Genomic DNA, 14,153 nt, shown 5'->3' on the forward strand with positions numbered 1-14,153 from the left:
CCCGCCCCCCCCGGGGGGCGGCCCCCGCCCCCCCCCCCCCCGCGCCCGGGGGGGGGGGGGGGGGCCCCCGGGGGGGGGGCGGGGGGGGGGCCCGGCCCCCCCCCCCACTCGGTTGTTCTCTCACGGGCGGTGGTGCGGGAACGGGTGTGCCCGTCAGTGCTCGCGCGCTGTCAGCGAACGCGCCGTCAGCGTCGGGCGAGCAGGCGCACGCCGTCGCCGGTCGGCTTGTACGGCAGACCGTAGTGCTGGAAGATCGCCTCCTCGTCCTCGACGGGCAGGACGTCGTCCGTGCCGATCGAGGGGGCCGACTTCACCAATGCCTTGTCGTACGGGACCTTCACCCATCCGGGGCCCACGATCACGTCCGTGACGGGCGTGAAGGTGAGCCGGTGCCTGGTGGGCAGGCCGATCTGGACCGTGACCATCAGCGGCTCGTCCGTGCCGGTGTCCACATACACCGCTTCGAGGGAGCCGATCTTGTGTCCCTCTGCGTCGACCACGTCGTGGTCGCGCCATTCGCGGAGATCAGCGGGCTTGATCATGACGAGTCCTCCTGGTGACGTGCTGTACCCGTTCACTTTCCTTGTGCCCCGGTCCACGCGCCACACGCACGTGGCAGTCGGGTCAATCCGTGCTCACCTCCGAGCGGTCGCCGCCCCACAACGTGTGGAAAGAGCCCTCGCGGTCGGTGCGCCGGTAGGTGTGCGCGCCGAAGAAGTCGCGCTGACCCTGCGTGAGCGCCGCGGGCAGCCGCTCGGCGCGCAGCGCGTCGTAGTACGCCAGCGCCGCGGAGAAACCGGGCGTGGGCACGCCGTGGCCCACCGCGGTCGCCACGACCGACCGCCAGTCGTCCTGCGCCGCGCCGATCTCCTCGGCGAACTGCTTGTCGGACAGCAGGCTCGGCAGGTCGGGGCGGCTGTCGTACGCCTCCTTGATCCGGTCGAGGAAGGCGGCCCTGATGATGCAGCCGCCGCGCCAGATCGACGCGACCGCGCCCAGGTCGATGTCCCAGTCGTAGGTCTGGCTGCCCGCCTGGATCTGGTGGAATCCCTGCGTGTACGACACGATCTTGGACGCGTACAGCGCCTGCTCCACGCGGTCGGCGAAGGCGGCGGCCTCGGCCTCGCCGAGTACCGCACCCGAGGGGCCCGGCAGGTCGCGGGAGGCGGCCCGCAGTTCGCCGTGGCCCGACAGGGAGCGGGCGAAGACCGCCTCGGCGATGCCGGAGACGGGGACGCCCAGGTCGAGGGCGATCTGTACGGTCCAGCGGCCGGTGCCCTTCTGCTCCGCCTGGTCGGCGACGACGTCCACGAAGGGCTTGCCGGTGGCCGCGTCGGTGTGCGCGAGCACCTGCGCGGTGATCTCGATCAGGTACGAGTCCAGGCGCCCGGTGTTCCAGGTCTTGAAGGTCTCGGCGATCTGCTCGGGCGAGTAACCGGCGACCTCGCGCAGCAGGTGGTACGCCTCGGCGATGAGCTGCATGTCGGCGTACTCGATGCCGTTGTGCACCATCTTCACGAAGTGGCCGGCGCCGTCGGGGCCGATGTGCGTCGTGCAGGGCGTGCCGTCCTCGGCCTTGGCGGCGATCCGCTCCAGCAGCGGGCCGAGCGACTCGTAGGACTCGGCGGACCCGCCGGGCATGATCGACGGGCCGTTGAGCGCGCCCTCCTCGCCGCCGGAGATGCCGGTGCCGACGAAGTGGATGCCCTGCTCGCGCAGTTCCTTCTCGCGGCGGCGGGTGTCGGCGAAGTGCGCGTTGCCGCCGTCGATGATCACGTCGCCCGACTCCAGCAGCGGCGCGAATTCCTGGATCACCGCGTCGGTGGCCTCACCGGCCTTGACCATGATGACCAGCCGCCGCGGCCGTTCCAGGGCCGCGACGAACTCCTGCGCGGACTGCGCGGCGATGAAGGTGCCCTCGTCGCCGAACTGCTCCACCAGGGCGTTCGTCTTGGCGGTGGTGCGGTTGTGCAAGGCCACGGTGAAGCCGTGGCGGGCGAAGTTCCGGGCGAGATTGCTGCCCATCACTGCCAGCCCGGTGACGCCGATGTCCGCCGATCCGCTCATGCGATGTCTCCACACTTGTTGGTGTGCGTCTGCGTACGTCTTCCTGCCGTGCAACGGTGGCCGGGGCCGTGCGCTTCCCGTGGCCCCACTGTCGAGCCTGCCTCTTCCGGCGGCCGACAGCCACCCGTGCGGACCGCTCCGGCCGGGCCGGGTCGCTCCGGCTGCCCGATGATGGCAGAAGCGGGCCGTACGGAGAGGAGCCGTCGTGGCGGACGCCGACACCGACGCGAACAGCAACGCGAGGACGGGCACGGGCTCGGGCGACGACGAGGAAGCGGGCCAGGGCGCCGACCGGGGTACGGGCCAGGAGCGGGACCGGCTGGCGAAGTACCGCGGCATGCGGCGCTTCGACCGCACCGACGAGCCCGAGGGCGGTACGGCGGCCCCCGGCGACGACCCGTCCTTCGTCGTGCAGATCCATGACGCGACCCGGATGCACTTCGACTTCCGGCTGGAGGTCGACGGGGTGCTGAAGTCCTGGGCGGTCCCGAGGGGGCCGTCCACCGACCCGCGCGACAAACGGCTCGCGGTGCCCACCGAGGACCACCCGCTGGAGTACCGGGAGTACGAGGGCGTGATCCCCGGCGGCCAGTACGGCGCGGGGCCCGTCATCGTCTGGGACCACGGCACCTACCACCCGCTGACGGACGGCGGCCCCGAGGCGTTCGCGCGGGCCCTGGAGCGCGGCCACGCCTCCTTCGAGCTGCGCGGTACGACACTGCTCGGCGCGTACGCGCTGACCCGGATCCACCAGGCCGCCGACGGCGGTCAGGGGGACGCGGCGGACCCGGCGTGGCTGCTGGTCAAGAAGAAGGACGCGCACAGCACGCCGGGCCGCGGGACCACTCCGGATCCGCGCAGGGCCCGCTCGGTCCTGACCGGCCGCACCCTCGCGGCGGTCGAGCGCGAGGAGCCGCCGGAAGGGCCCGCCGGATCAGGGAATGCCGGATCGGGACCCGACGGAACAGGGCCCGCCGGAACAGGGCCCGCCGGATCAGGACCCGCGTGAGGACGGCCGCCGCGCGGACTACGGCTGGGTGAGGCGTTCCATCAGGGCCAGCGCCTCGATGACCGTCTCGCGCTCCTGCGGCGTGTAGCGGTCCTGGAAGGCGCGGGCCAGCCACTCCTCGCGGGCCACGCGGTTGCCCTGGACCCGCTCGCGGCCCGCGGCGGTGAGCACGATCAACTGCCTGCGGCCGTCGCGGGGATCGGGGTGGCGCTCGATGAACCCGTGCTGTTCGAGCGCCCCGAGCGCGACGGCCATCGACTGCGGGCGGACCCCCTCCGCGGCGGCCAGCGCGCTGGCGGTGGACTCCTCGCCCTTGCCCAGCCTGCTGAGCACCGAGGTCTGGGAGGGGGTCAGGTCCTGTGTGTCGGCGATCTCCCGCAGCCTGCGCAGCAGACGGCTGACCGTCACCCGCAGGTCGTGGGCCGCTTGGACCGCGGTCCGCGAGATGTCCTCGGTGCTCTCTTCCATACCCCTACCGTAAAGAGACCGGTGGCCGGGCGCGGCACGGGAGTCCGTACCGCGGGCGCGTCCCCGCTCTCAGGTCCGGACCGGGGGCGACCAGATGTACGGCGTCGTGGTCGTCACCGCGTGGAAGCCGAGGCGCCGTAGGATCGGCGCGCTGTCGTCCGAGGCGTCGACCTGGAGGTAGCGGATGCCCCGGGCGGCGGCGACACTGGCGCGGGCGGCGACCAGCGCGCGGTAGATGCCGCGGCCGCGCCACGCCTCCAGTGTCGAGCCGCCCCACAGCCCGGCGAAGTCGGTGCCGGTCCTGACCACCAGCCAGGCCGCCGAGACGACCTGGCCGTCGGCCTCCGCGACCAGGACGACGACCTCGGTGGGCGCGGCGGCGATCCGGCCGGCCAGGTCGTCGGCCAGCCACCCCCAGTCCTGGCCCCACACGGCCGACTCCATGGCGGCGATCCGCCGCAGGTCGGCGTCGGCGGTGACCTGGCGCAGGACGACGCCGTCCGGCAGTACGGGGTCGGCCGTCATCTCCTCGGCCCGCCCGATCACGACGGTCTCCCGCTCCTCGGGCACGAAGCCGGCCGCGAGCAGCCGCTCGGGCAGGTCGGCGGGCCGGTCGTGCGCGCGGGTCTTCCACTCCACGGCCTCGCCGCGCGCCGCGAAGAAGTCGCGCTGGCGGGCGATCAGCCGGTCGAGGTCCGCGCCCTCCACCCCGAGGTCGGGCGGTGTGCTCACGAAGCCGCGGTACTGCCCGCTGAGCCGCAGGACCGGTCCGTCCCACTCGCACCTGACCCCGGCGGGGAGGTTCGGCGGAGCGCCGCGCATCTGCTCGTCATAGGCCGCGAGCAGGCCGTCACTGTTCGTCATACGAGCCAACGCTACGAAGGCCCGCAAGTGGTTTTCGCGGACCCCGTACGGCGCCCGCGATGAGTTCGCGGTCCGCGGCCGGTCTACCGGGGCATGACCACTACCGGATACGTACCGCCCCGGATCGTCGACCGCGCCGCTCGCCCGTACGCGGCCGTCCGGGCCCTTGTCACCATGGAATCGGTCGACACCATCGCCCACCGCATCCCCGAAGTCATCGGGCGACTGTCCGCGCTCGGCGTGGAGCCCGCCGGGCCGCCCTTCCTCAAGTACAACGTCATCGACATGGCGAGGCAGCTCGAGGTCGAGGCGGGGGTGCCCGTCGCGGGGGCGGTGGTGCACGACGGCGACCTGTTCTCCGGCGTGCTGCCCGCGGGCCGCTTCGTGACGTACACGCACCTCGGCAGCCCCGCCGGGCTCGTCGGCGCCACGGCGCTGCTGCTCGACTGGGCGTTGGCGGCGGGGCTGCGCTGGGACATGAGGCCGACGGCCGAGGGCGACCGGTGGGGCTGCCGGATGGAGAGCTACCGCACCGATCCGCGCTCGCAGCCCGACACCGCGAAGTGGGAGACGGACCTGGAGTTCCGGCTGGCCGACTGAGCCGCGCGGGCCTATCGCGGCTCGCCCGGATAGGTGCCGAAGTACCAGTGGTTGCCCTCGATGTCGCGGGCCGCGAAGTCGCGGGAGCCGTAGTCCGTCTCGAACAGCTCGGCGGTGATCTCGGCGCCCGCGGCCTTGGCGCGCGCGTGCAGCGCGTCGGGGTCCGCGGTGACGACGTAGGCGCCGAAGGAGCCGGGGGGCCGCTTGGCCCAGGTGCCGTCCGGGTCCTCGCGGACCGAGCCGAGCATGATGCCGCCGCCTTCGGGCCAGGCCAGTTCGGCGTGCGCGACGGTGTCGCCCTCGCCGTAGACCGCGGTTTCCTCGAAGCCGAACGCGTCCACGAGGAAGCGGATCAGCCCGCGGGCGTCGCGGGCGCGCAGGGTGGGCCAGACCTGGGGCGGCGGTGCGGTCTTCGCTCGCGCGGAACCGCCGCCGCTCGCGCCCTGCGCCGGGTTGTCGCCAGTGCTCTCGGTCATGGGGATCGGACCTCCTCAGTGCTGCCGGTGTGCTGTCGCGTCCAGCCTCACTCGGACGGGTGGTGCCCGGATTGGATGTTTCGGCGCTCCTCGGCGAGCCACAGTGTCGGCGGGCAGCCCGCCAGGGCCCGGAATTCGCGGTCCATGTGCGCCTGGTCGAAATAGCCGCGGTCGACGGCGATCCTGGCCAGCCGCCCCTCGGCGGCGCCGTAGGAGGCCAGGCCGCGGCGGGTGCGGTCGAAGCGGATCACCCGTGCGGCGGCCTTCGGACTCAGCCCCACCTCGGCCGCGAAGCGGTCCCGCAGCCGCCGGTCGCTCCAGCCGACCTCGGCCGCCAGCCGCGCCACGCCGATCGTGCCGCCGGTGGCCGCGAGCAGCCGCCACGCGTGCCGTACCTCCGGATGCAGCCGTACGCCCGCGCGCGGGTCGGCGCGTGCCCGGTCCAGCAGCCAGGCGTCGACGACGGCGAAGCGGCCCGCCCAGCCCGGGGCGGCCCGCAGCCGGTCCAGGACGTCGGCGACCGACGGTCCGAGCACGTCCTGCGCGGCGAGATCCGCTCCGGCCAGCGCGCCCGCGGGCAGCCCGAGCAGGACGCGGGCGCCCAGCGGGTCGAGGGCGATCTGCACGCCGGACTGGCGGCCGGGCACGCTGATCAGCGCGGGTGCGGTGTGCAGGCCGCCGACGAGCGCCGAGAAGTCGCCTGGCGGTTCCGCCGGGTCGGGGTGGGCGGCGATGGTGAGCGGTTCGTCGAGCGTGAGGATCAGCGTCAGGTACGGGGACGGCAGCCCCCGGTGCCTGGTCGGTGGCACGCCGCGCTGCCGGTAGCCGGAGTACCAGCCGACCAGGCCGCGCAGGGCGGGCGCGGGCCTGCCGCGTACCGCCTCGTCCACGACACCCGTGCCGGTGACCGGCTCCGTACCCGTACCCGTGCTCACGCTCTCCGTCCTCCCGGCGGACGCGGCGGCCCGCCGTATGCGACGGCCCGATGTGTACGGCGACCGTAACGTCCGGCGACCGCCGCCGTCAGCCGCCCGCGACCATGCCCCTGGTGTGCTCCAGGATCTCCTCGCGCGTCAGATACGTGTCGGTGTACTCGAAGTCGCGCAGGGTGCCGGCGCTGCGGGACTGGAAGTTGGTGCGGACGAAGTCGTCGCCCGCCACCGCGTTGAGCAGCCAGTTGGTCATGACGCGGGTCTTGGCGACGTTGGTGCGCAGCGCCGACCAGTGGTAGCCGCGGGCGACCGCCTGGGCGGGCAGGCCGCGCAGTTCGATGCCGAGCGGCTTGGAGACCGCGTCCTTGCCGCCGAGGTCGACCACCAGGCCGAGGTCCTTGTGCGCGTACGGCGTGAGCGGCCGGTGGCGCAGGGTGGCCAGGATGTTGTCGGCCATCGTGCGGCCCTGCCGCATGGCGTGCTGCGCGGTGGGCGGGCAGATCGCGCCGTCCTCGCCCTTCGTGACGTCGGGCAGCGCGCCCGCGTCGCCCAGCGCGAAGACGCCGTCGAGCCCCGGCACGGTCATCTCGGGGGTGACCGCGAGCCTGCCGCGTACCGTCTCGGCGTCGAGCGTGGCGACCAGCGGGCTCGCGGCGACGCCCGCGGTCCAGATCAGGGTGCGGCAGGGCAGCACCCTGCCGTCGGTGAAGGTGACCTCCTCGGGGCCCGCCTTCGCGATCGACACCCCGAGCGAGACCTCGATGCCGCGCTTGCCGAGGATCTCCAGCGCGCTCCTGCCCAGCTTGTCGCCCAGTTCCGGCATCAGCTTCGGGGCGATGTCGATCAGGTGCCACTTGATCAGCTTCGGGTCGAGGCGCGGGTAGCGCTTGGCCGCGTTGCTGGTCAGCCGCTGGAGGCAGGCGGCGGTCTCGGTGCCCGCGTAGCCGCCGCCGACCACCACGAACTGGAGCCGGGAGGCCCGCTCGGCCTCGTCCTGGCTGGCGTCCGCGAGGTCGAGCTGCGCTATGACGTGGTCGCGGATGTACGCGGCCTCGGCGAGCGTCTTCATGCCGCGCGCGTTGTCCAGCAGTCCGGGGATGTCGAAGGTGCGGGTGACGCTGCCGGGCGCCAGCACGATGTAGTCGTACGGCTCGTTCAAAATCTCGCCCGTTATCTTGCGGATCACGCAGACCTTGGCCTTGGTGTCCACTCCCACGGCCCCGCCGGGGATGATCCGGGTGCGGTGCCTGCTGCTGCGGCGCAGCGACACCGCGATGGACTGCGGGGTCAGCACCCCGGAGGCCACTTGGGGGAGCAACGGCAGGTAGAGCTGGTACGAAAACGGTGTGACCAGTGAGACGTCCGCCTCGTCGGCGGCGAGCGACCGCTCCAGGCGGCGTACGCACGCCACTCCTGCGAAACCGGCGCCCACCACGAGAATCCTGGGTCGTGCCACGACATCCGTCCCTTCTCAGGTCTTCGCGTCCGTCTGCTCCCCTGCCCCGTGAACGCGGTCCGGCACACCTCCTGTCTTAGTACGGCGCGAGCGGGCCCGCCAGCCGGACGGCCGGTCACGGCGTACACCGCGCTGCACGGACGGCCGACTCGACGGAGCATGGTACGGACGACAAGCGGACAAAACGACGAAGCGACGGGACGGCGGATGAGTCGAAGGGGCCGTGGATGAACGATCGTGACGAGGGACCCCCGGCGGACGACCGGACGGCGGGGCGCGCCGCCGAGCAGGCCGCCGAACTGCGTCAGATCGATGCCCTGAACGAGACCGGCCCGCACGAGAGGACCCGCAGGCCCGCGCCGGGCGAGGACGGTGAGCGGGACGGCGCCGCCCGCGCCCCCACCGACGCGGGCAGGCACCGTGATGTGCGGATGCTGGAGGCGGGCCGCGCCCTGGCCGAGGCGACCTCCGTGGACGAGGTCTTCATGGCTCTGGCGTCGCTCACCTCGCCGGAGTTCCCGATGGACGGCACGGCCCTGTTCGGCGTCACCGAGCGGTCGCTGAACCTGATCGGGCGGTACGGGTACCGGACCAGCGGCAGCCGGACCGTCCGTATGACGATCACCACCGACTATCCGGCGGCGGAGGTGCTGCGCACCGGCCGCCCGGTGTATCTGCCCACGGTCGAGGAGTACCGCGACCGCTTTCCGACGACGTGGCGGCTCGCGGCCCGCAAGGGCAGCAGGTCGTGGGCGTTCCTGCCGCTGGTGAGCACGGGCCGGATCACCGGGGTGTGGCTGGTGGCGTTCCTGGACGATGTCGACTTCGACAGCGACACGCGCAGCACGCTGGTCACCCTCGCCCGGCTGATCTCCCGCGCCCTGGAGCGGACGCACACCGGCGAGGCGGAGCTGGCCCTGTCGCGCGGGCTGCGCAGCAGCATGGGGCGGGGCGCGTCGGTGTACCGCGGGATGACCGTGACCTCGCGGTACGTGCCGACCGGCGGCGGGCTGGTGGTGGGCGGCGACTGGTACGACATCATCGACCTGCCCTCGGGCCGTCTGGCACTGGTCATCGGCGACGTGCAGGGCCACGACCTGCACGCGGCGAGCCTGATGGCCCAGCTGCGGACCGCCGTGCACGCGTACGCCGCCGAGGGGCACGGCCCGGACGCGGTGCTGTCGCGGACGTCGCGCTTCCTGACCTCGCTGGACGGGGACAGATTCGCGACCTGCATCTACATCGAGGCGGACCCGGCGGCGGGCACGCTGCACGTGGCGCGGGCCGGGCATCCGCACCCCGTGCTGCGCATGCCGGACGGCACCTGCATGATCAAGCACATCAGGGGCGGGCTGCCGCTCGGCCTGATGCCGGACGAGGACGACTACCCGGTCAACGTACTGGAGCTCCAGGCCGGGGAGATCATGATGCTCTGCACGGACGGGCTCATCGAGACCGGCGGGCACGACATGTACACCGGCTGGAACCGGGTGCGGGACGCGCTGTCGCCCGGCCCGACCTCCGACCTGGAGGGGATGGCCGACCGGCTGATCCAGAGCGTGGTCGGCCCGGTGACCGAGAACGGCGAGGAGCGGCTGAGCCCGCGCAACGAGGACGACATCGCGCTGCTCATGCTGCGCCGCGACACCGGCGTCCAGCGCCCTGTGCGACCCGTTCGGCGCATCCTGACCACGATCGAGCAGGACGAGGCCGAGGGCCTGGCCGAGGCGCGCTCCGAGCTGCGGGCGCTGCTGCACGACTGGGCGCAGCCCGACCAGGTGGACACCGCCGTGCTCCTCGCGTCGGAGCTGCTGGGCAACGTGCTGGTGCACACCGACCAGACGGCGGCCCTGATGGCCTCGATCTCGGGCGAGCCCGGCAACCGCACGCTGCGCGTCGAGGTCTCCGACAGCGGTGACGAACTGCCCCACCAGCGCACCCCGGGCGAGATGGCGTCCTCGGGCCGCGGCCTCGTCCTGCTCGACATCCTGTCCGAGCAGTGGAGCGTACGGCCGGAGTCGGAGGGCAAGACGGTGTGGTTCGAGCTGTCGGAGGACGCCGACGGGGTCGCGGGACAGGACGTCTGAGGGTCGGCTCAGCCGTTGCGGGCTTCGGGCATGCGGGCCTCGGACGCGCGGACCCCGGCCGTATGGGCTGCGGCGGTCGTACGGGTGCGGTGGCGTACGGCGGCGACCGTGGGGGACGAGGTGAAGGCGGCCGTCACCTCCAGCAGCCAGGCCGCCTCGGCCTCCACCGTGCCGGGGACCGTGGGCGGGGTGTGGCCGGGGGGCGCGAACCGCTCAGCGGCGGTGCCCTCGCACAGCCGCCCGGCGCGTTTGTTCTCCAACGCCGCCGCGATCGTGGCCGCTTCGAGCACGGCCCGCCGGTCACGGCCGCGCTCGTCGGCCCAGTCGATCGCGTCGCCGCCGCCGGTCACCTCGCTGCCGTCGTCTCCCCCGCGTCCGTCGGTCCAGGCCGTGACGCCGGACTCGAAGTACGGGCGCAGCGCGAGATGGCCGTCGCGGATCTCGATCACCCTGCGGTAGAGGGCGAATTCGGCCTGCCGCAGGCCCGGTCGGCGGTCGGCGGCCGACGGGTCGAGGGCGATCTCGGGCAGTTCGCTGTGCAGCGCCGACCACAGCGGCTCCAGCGCCCGGTGGCTGCGGTAGGCGCGCAGCCACCGCATGGGGGCGCCGAGCGCGCCGACCCACAGCGTGGTGGTGGCCCCTCCGGTGGCGAGCGCCGCGGTGACCGCGCCGAGCACGGAGGACACCACGTCCTCGGCGACGCCTTGGCTGCCGGTGCGCAGGTCCGCGATGACGTCGTCCAGCGCCCACAGCGTCCACACCGCGCCGACCGCGGCGGCGAGCAGCATCAGCCGCAGTCCCGTACGCAGCAGCCCGGGGGCGGTCCGAGCGGCGTGGTCGGCGAGTTCCCTGGCCAGGACGGCCAGACACCACGAACCGTAGAGGGCGAAGAGCGCGTTGTACGACGCCAGGGCCCACCGGTGGCCGGAGGAGACGGTCAGCGTGTCGCCCGCGATGGCGGGGTCGGCCACCAGGTAGAGCGCGGTGGAGACGGCCAGTACCGCACCGGCCGCCCACATCTGGAGGCGCACCGCACGCGGGGCCGCCGCCGCAGGGGACTTGAGCGCGTAGGCCACCAGGACGAGGAAGGCGAAACCGACCATCTTCACGTCGTGGATGCCCAGGTTGACCAGGTTGTCGAAGGTCGTGTCGGAGGACAACGCCTTCGTGAGGGCGGGGGTGTTGAACAGCATGCCCGAGCCCAGGCACAGCGCGAAGCCGTAGACGTAGCGCTGCGCGGAATCGGACCACGGCCGGCGGGTGATCACCAGTCGGTGGACACCGAAGACCAGGAAGAACGCGGCGGAGACGAACGACAGGAGATCAGCCATCACGGCGGCCCGACGCGCGGTCCTCCGGTATGCCGAACAACCTGTCCAGACGCGTTCGTTGCGGATGCGGCGGCGGCACGGGGACGGTGTTCCCCAACGGGCGGGCGGTACGGGTCAGGATCAGCGAAGCGACCAACTCGGCTTCCTGCTCCTGCGGTTCGGTGTACACACTGCGGCCGAGTACCCGCTGGACCAGGGACGACGATAAGTGCGGTAACAGGACCTGGGCGGCGGCCGACGCCGCGGGCGCGGTCTCGTGGTGGCCGCAGACCAGGTGGGCCGCCTCGTGCAGCAGGATGTGCTGCTGGTGCAGCGCGCTGGTGTCGGCGGCGTAGAGGATGCAGTCACCGTGGTCGGTGGTCACCAGCAGGCCGCACGGTGTGTGGGGCCGGGAGGAGACGGGCACGAGTTCGATCGGACGGCCGCGGGCGACCGCGAGCATCCCGATGAAGACCGTCGCGTCGAACGGATTGGGCAGGTCGAGCCCGTCGACCGTCCGCTGACATCTGTGCCACAGAGCTCGGCTCCGGTCACGTCGCACACGTCTCACACGCTGTCCCCTTGTCCGCCGGGTGGAACCGCGAGATCTCACCGAAGAGTTCGCGCACTTCAAGCGCTGCGTGCACTTCAGGCGCTGTCAGGGTTCGCGGCTGGGAGAGCCACGCTCCCTGCGGGCGAGCACATCGATCATGTCGCTGATCGTGGCCGCGCCCTCAGGGGAGAGGTTGACCGCGCGCAGGGCCATGCTGCGGACGCCCGCGTCGCGCAGCGCGCCGAGCAGCTCAAGCTCCTTGGCGATGGCGGCGCCCTGCTCGTCGTCGAAGAAGTATCCGACCGGCACGTCGAAGAACTGTGCCAGGGCTTCGAGATGACGCTTGGTGGGATTGTCGCGACGGCCCGTGCGCAACTGCCACAGGTAGGTCGCGGAGAAGCTCTCGCCGGTGGCCTCGCGGCAGGCGCGGGCGACCTCTTCATGGCTGTACGGCTCACGGTTGGGCCGTCGCACGACCCGGAACAGGGCGTCGATCTTGTCGGCCAGCGTCGACGCGGAGGGGGCCCGCGAGTCGTTCTCGCCCATCGCCCGCCTCCCCTTCGTCGGTGCAGCCAGTATGGGTTCGTCCCGTGTCCGGCTTCATCCTAGCTGGTACACACAGCCGCCGGAATGGTCCGCTTGCGTGCGCCCATACGGCGGCGGCGGTGTCCGTCGTGCCGGACACCGCCGCCGATTGGCCTACGAGGCAAGGGAGTTGTCGCCCGACCGGTGCGGTCGGGCGGGTCGGTCAGGCCGGGTTCAGCAGGCCGGGGCCCTGCGGCTCCTGCGCGATGCGCAGGGAACTGCCCCAGACGCAGTCCCATCCGCACACCACGCTGAGCGTGCTGCCGGCCACGCTGATCGGCTGGAGATTCGCCTTGCCCTGGTCCTTCTCGCTCCCCAGCGCCTGGAGCCTGAGCACCTCGTTCATGGGTGTTTCCTCGTCTCTCGTCCATGGGACTTCCGGTGGTCCGCCGCCGGACGGCGACGGGGTCTTGGGTCAAACGGAGGCCGGTGACGGCTGCGCCGCGTCGTGGGACCGCCGTGCGGCGCGCAGCGCGGACGGCAGACTCAGGGCCACGCAGCCGAGGGCTGTCAGCCCCATGACCCACAGCGCGCCGCGTACCCCGACCAGGTCACCGAGCAGACCGCATCCCACCGCCCCGATCAGGCCCGCCCCCGCCAGGCACACCTGGAGCGCGGCCATCGCACGGCCGAGGGTGTCCTCCGACATGTCGGCGACGAGCACGGAACTGACGGCCACATTGGCGACGGCGCCGAAGAAGACCGGCAGCCCGATGCCCATCGCGGCGCAGAAGGCGGCGAGGGGCAGCGGTCCCGCCGCCAGCGGCAGCAGCAGGCTGCACACCACCGCGCCGGTGAAGGACATCAGCATCACCCGCCGGGGGTCGCGGCCCGGGGCGAGCAGCCGTGCGGCGACGGCGGAACCGCCCAGGCCCATCAGCCCCGAGAGCGCGAACAGGGAACCGTAGGCGGCGGTCGGCAGATGGATCACCCGCAGCAGGAACGGGCCGGTGAGGGCGGTCACGCCCGCCATCGTCGCGGCGGGCACCACGATGAACAGGCCCAGCGCGCGGTGGAAGGCGTCACCGGTGAAGACCCGCATGCCCGCCATGGCGCCGCGCATCATGGTGAGGACCGACGGTGCGGGCCCGCGGGGCACGATGTCGGGTGAGCGCATCGTCATCAGCGCGGTCGCGCTGAGCAGATAGCTCGCCACGTCGACCGACAGCGCGGCGGCGGCGCCCAGCACCGCGATGGCGGGACCGGCCAGCAGGCGTCCGACGAGCGCGGCGCCGTACTGTCCTGCCTGGAGTCTGGCGCGCGCACCGCCGATGCCTTCGGGGCCGACGAGTTGGCGCAGGTGCAGGAAGTAGACGGCCGCGGACAGGGTGGACGAGGCTCCCATGATCACGCAGAGCAGGCCGAGCCACAGCAGCGAGATGGCGCCGACGGCCAGGCCCAGCGCGACCACGCCGATGGCCGCCGCGCAGATCAGGTCCAGCAGGACGAGCGTGCGGCGAGGATGGGCGATGCGGTCGGCGAGCGCGCCCGCGGGGAAGCCGAGCAGCAGGATCGGCGCGGTCGTGGCGGCGCTGATCAGGCCGATGGCGCCGGGCGAGGCGTGGAGGTGCACGACGGCCACGACGGGCAGCGCGATGGCGGTGAAGGTCGAGCCGAAGGCGGAGGCCGTCTGCCCGCACCAGTAGAGACTGACGTCACGTCCGACGGCGTTGCCCGGGTCCCCCGGGCCGGCGCTCTCGGGCGCCTGCGCCGGCTCGGCGATTTCCTGGTGGCTCATCAGTTCAC

The 14,153-nt window shown here is 72.8% G+C and carries 15 protein-coding genes; 3 read left to right on the plus strand and 12 right to left on the minus strand.

The window, feature by feature from the left end:
• Nucleotides 1-185: 185 nt before the first annotated feature.
• Together ACIOC1_RS12140 and gndA are read right to left on the minus strand one after the other, a co-directional pair.
• Nucleotides 186-542 (minus strand): PRC-barrel domain-containing protein, encoded by a 357-nt coding sequence (locus ACIOC1_RS12140; RefSeq protein ID WP_355340750.1) that lies wholly within the window; start codon nt 540-542, stop codon nt 186-188.
• 82 nt (nt 543-624) lie between these two features.
• Nucleotides 625-2,067, minus strand: a complete 1,443-nt coding sequence (gene gndA / locus ACIOC1_RS12145) for an NADP-dependent phosphogluconate dehydrogenase (RefSeq protein WP_355340753.1) — start codon at nt 2,065-2,067, stop codon at nt 625-627.
• A 319-nt stretch (nt 2,068-2,386) separates the two neighbouring features.
• On the opposite strand from gndA, the gene ACIOC1_RS12150 reads away from it, so the two are divergent.
• Entirely contained in the window at nt 2,387-3,076 is a 690-nt protein-coding gene (locus ACIOC1_RS12150) for a DNA polymerase ligase N-terminal domain-containing protein (RefSeq protein ID WP_401854258.1), read from the plus strand.
• Between the two features lie 18 nt (nt 3,077-3,094).
• On the opposite strand, the gene ACIOC1_RS12155 is transcribed toward ACIOC1_RS12150, so the two are convergent.
• Nucleotides 3,095-3,544, minus strand: coding sequence for a MarR family transcriptional regulator (locus tag ACIOC1_RS12155; RefSeq protein ID WP_355340757.1), 450 nt, complete (start codon nt 3,542-3,544; stop codon nt 3,095-3,097).
• Nucleotides 3,545-3,613: 69 nt separating this feature from the next.
• Nucleotides 3,614-4,408: a GNAT family N-acetyltransferase gene (locus ACIOC1_RS12160; RefSeq protein ID WP_401853691.1), complete on the minus strand. Its 795-nt coding sequence runs from the start codon at nt 4,406-4,408 to the stop codon at nt 3,614-3,616.
• Nucleotides 4,409-4,501: 93 nt separating this feature from the next.
• On the opposite strand from ACIOC1_RS12160, the gene ACIOC1_RS12165 reads away from it, so the two are divergent.
• Nucleotides 4,502-5,008 carry a GyrI-like domain-containing protein gene (locus ACIOC1_RS12165; RefSeq protein WP_401312615.1) on the plus strand — a complete coding sequence of 169 codons (507 nt, stop codon included), beginning with the start codon at nt 4,502-4,504 and terminating at the stop codon, nt 5,006-5,008.
• Nucleotides 5,009-5,019: 11 nt separating this feature from the next.
• Here ACIOC1_RS12165 and ACIOC1_RS12170 read toward each other — a convergent pair whose 3' ends face one another.
• The 3 genes from ACIOC1_RS12170 to ACIOC1_RS12180 all read right to left on the minus strand — a co-directional run bounded on the left by ACIOC1_RS12170 (nt 5,020) and on the right by ACIOC1_RS12180 (nt 7,872).
• Nucleotides 5,020-5,484 (minus strand): VOC family protein, encoded by a 465-nt coding sequence (locus tag ACIOC1_RS12170; protein WP_391044861.1) that lies wholly within the window; start codon nt 5,482-5,484, stop codon nt 5,020-5,022.
• A gap of 47 nt (nt 5,485-5,531) precedes the next feature.
• Entirely contained in the window at nt 5,532-6,419 is an 888-nt protein-coding gene (locus ACIOC1_RS12175) for a helix-turn-helix domain-containing protein (RefSeq protein ID WP_401853694.1), read from the minus strand.
• Nucleotides 6,420-6,507: 88 nt separating this feature from the next.
• Nucleotides 6,508-7,872 (minus strand): NAD(P)/FAD-dependent oxidoreductase, encoded by a 1,365-nt coding sequence (locus ACIOC1_RS12180; RefSeq protein WP_355340772.1) that lies wholly within the window; start codon nt 7,870-7,872, stop codon nt 6,508-6,510.
• Between the two features lie 227 nt (nt 7,873-8,099).
• Between ACIOC1_RS12180 and ACIOC1_RS12185 the strand changes: the two genes are divergently transcribed.
• Entirely contained in the window at nt 8,100-9,959 is a 1,860-nt protein-coding gene (locus ACIOC1_RS12185; protein WP_355340775.1) for a SpoIIE family protein phosphatase, read from the plus strand.
• 8 nt (nt 9,960-9,967) lie between these two features.
• Here the strand turns inward: ACIOC1_RS12185 and ACIOC1_RS12190 are convergent, their stop codons facing one another.
• From ACIOC1_RS12190 to ACIOC1_RS12210, 5 genes are all read right to left on the minus strand, one after another.
• Entirely contained in the window at nt 9,968-11,290 is a 1,323-nt protein-coding gene (locus ACIOC1_RS12190; protein ID WP_401853697.1) for an MAB_1171c family putative transporter, read from the minus strand.
• The gene (locus tag ACIOC1_RS12195) at nt 11,283-11,840 is read right to left on the minus strand and encodes a ParH-like protein (RefSeq protein WP_355340781.1); all 558 of its coding nucleotides are present in this window, start codon (nt 11,838-11,840) and stop codon (nt 11,283-11,285) included. The genes ACIOC1_RS12190 and ACIOC1_RS12195 overlap by 8 nt, the downstream gene beginning before the upstream one ends.
• Before the next feature lie 87 nt (nt 11,841-11,927).
• A complete protein-coding gene (locus ACIOC1_RS12200; RefSeq protein WP_401853700.1) occupies nt 11,928-12,368 on the minus strand; it encodes an XRE family transcriptional regulator in 441 nt (146 codons plus the stop codon).
• 202 nt (nt 12,369-12,570) lie between these two features.
• Entirely contained in the window at nt 12,571-12,753 is a 183-nt protein-coding gene (locus ACIOC1_RS12205; protein ID WP_355340787.1) for a hypothetical protein, read from the minus strand.
• A 69-nt stretch (nt 12,754-12,822) separates the two neighbouring features.
• Nucleotides 12,823-14,145, minus strand: coding sequence for an MFS transporter (locus tag ACIOC1_RS12210; protein ID WP_355340790.1), 1,323 nt, complete (start codon nt 14,143-14,145; stop codon nt 12,823-12,825).
• Nucleotides 14,146-14,153: the final 8 nt, after the last annotated feature.

Source organism: Streptomyces sp. NPDC088197 (assembly GCF_044741185.1).
Taxonomy (GTDB): Bacteria; Actinomycetota; Actinomycetes; order Streptomycetales; family Streptomycetaceae; genus Actinacidiphila.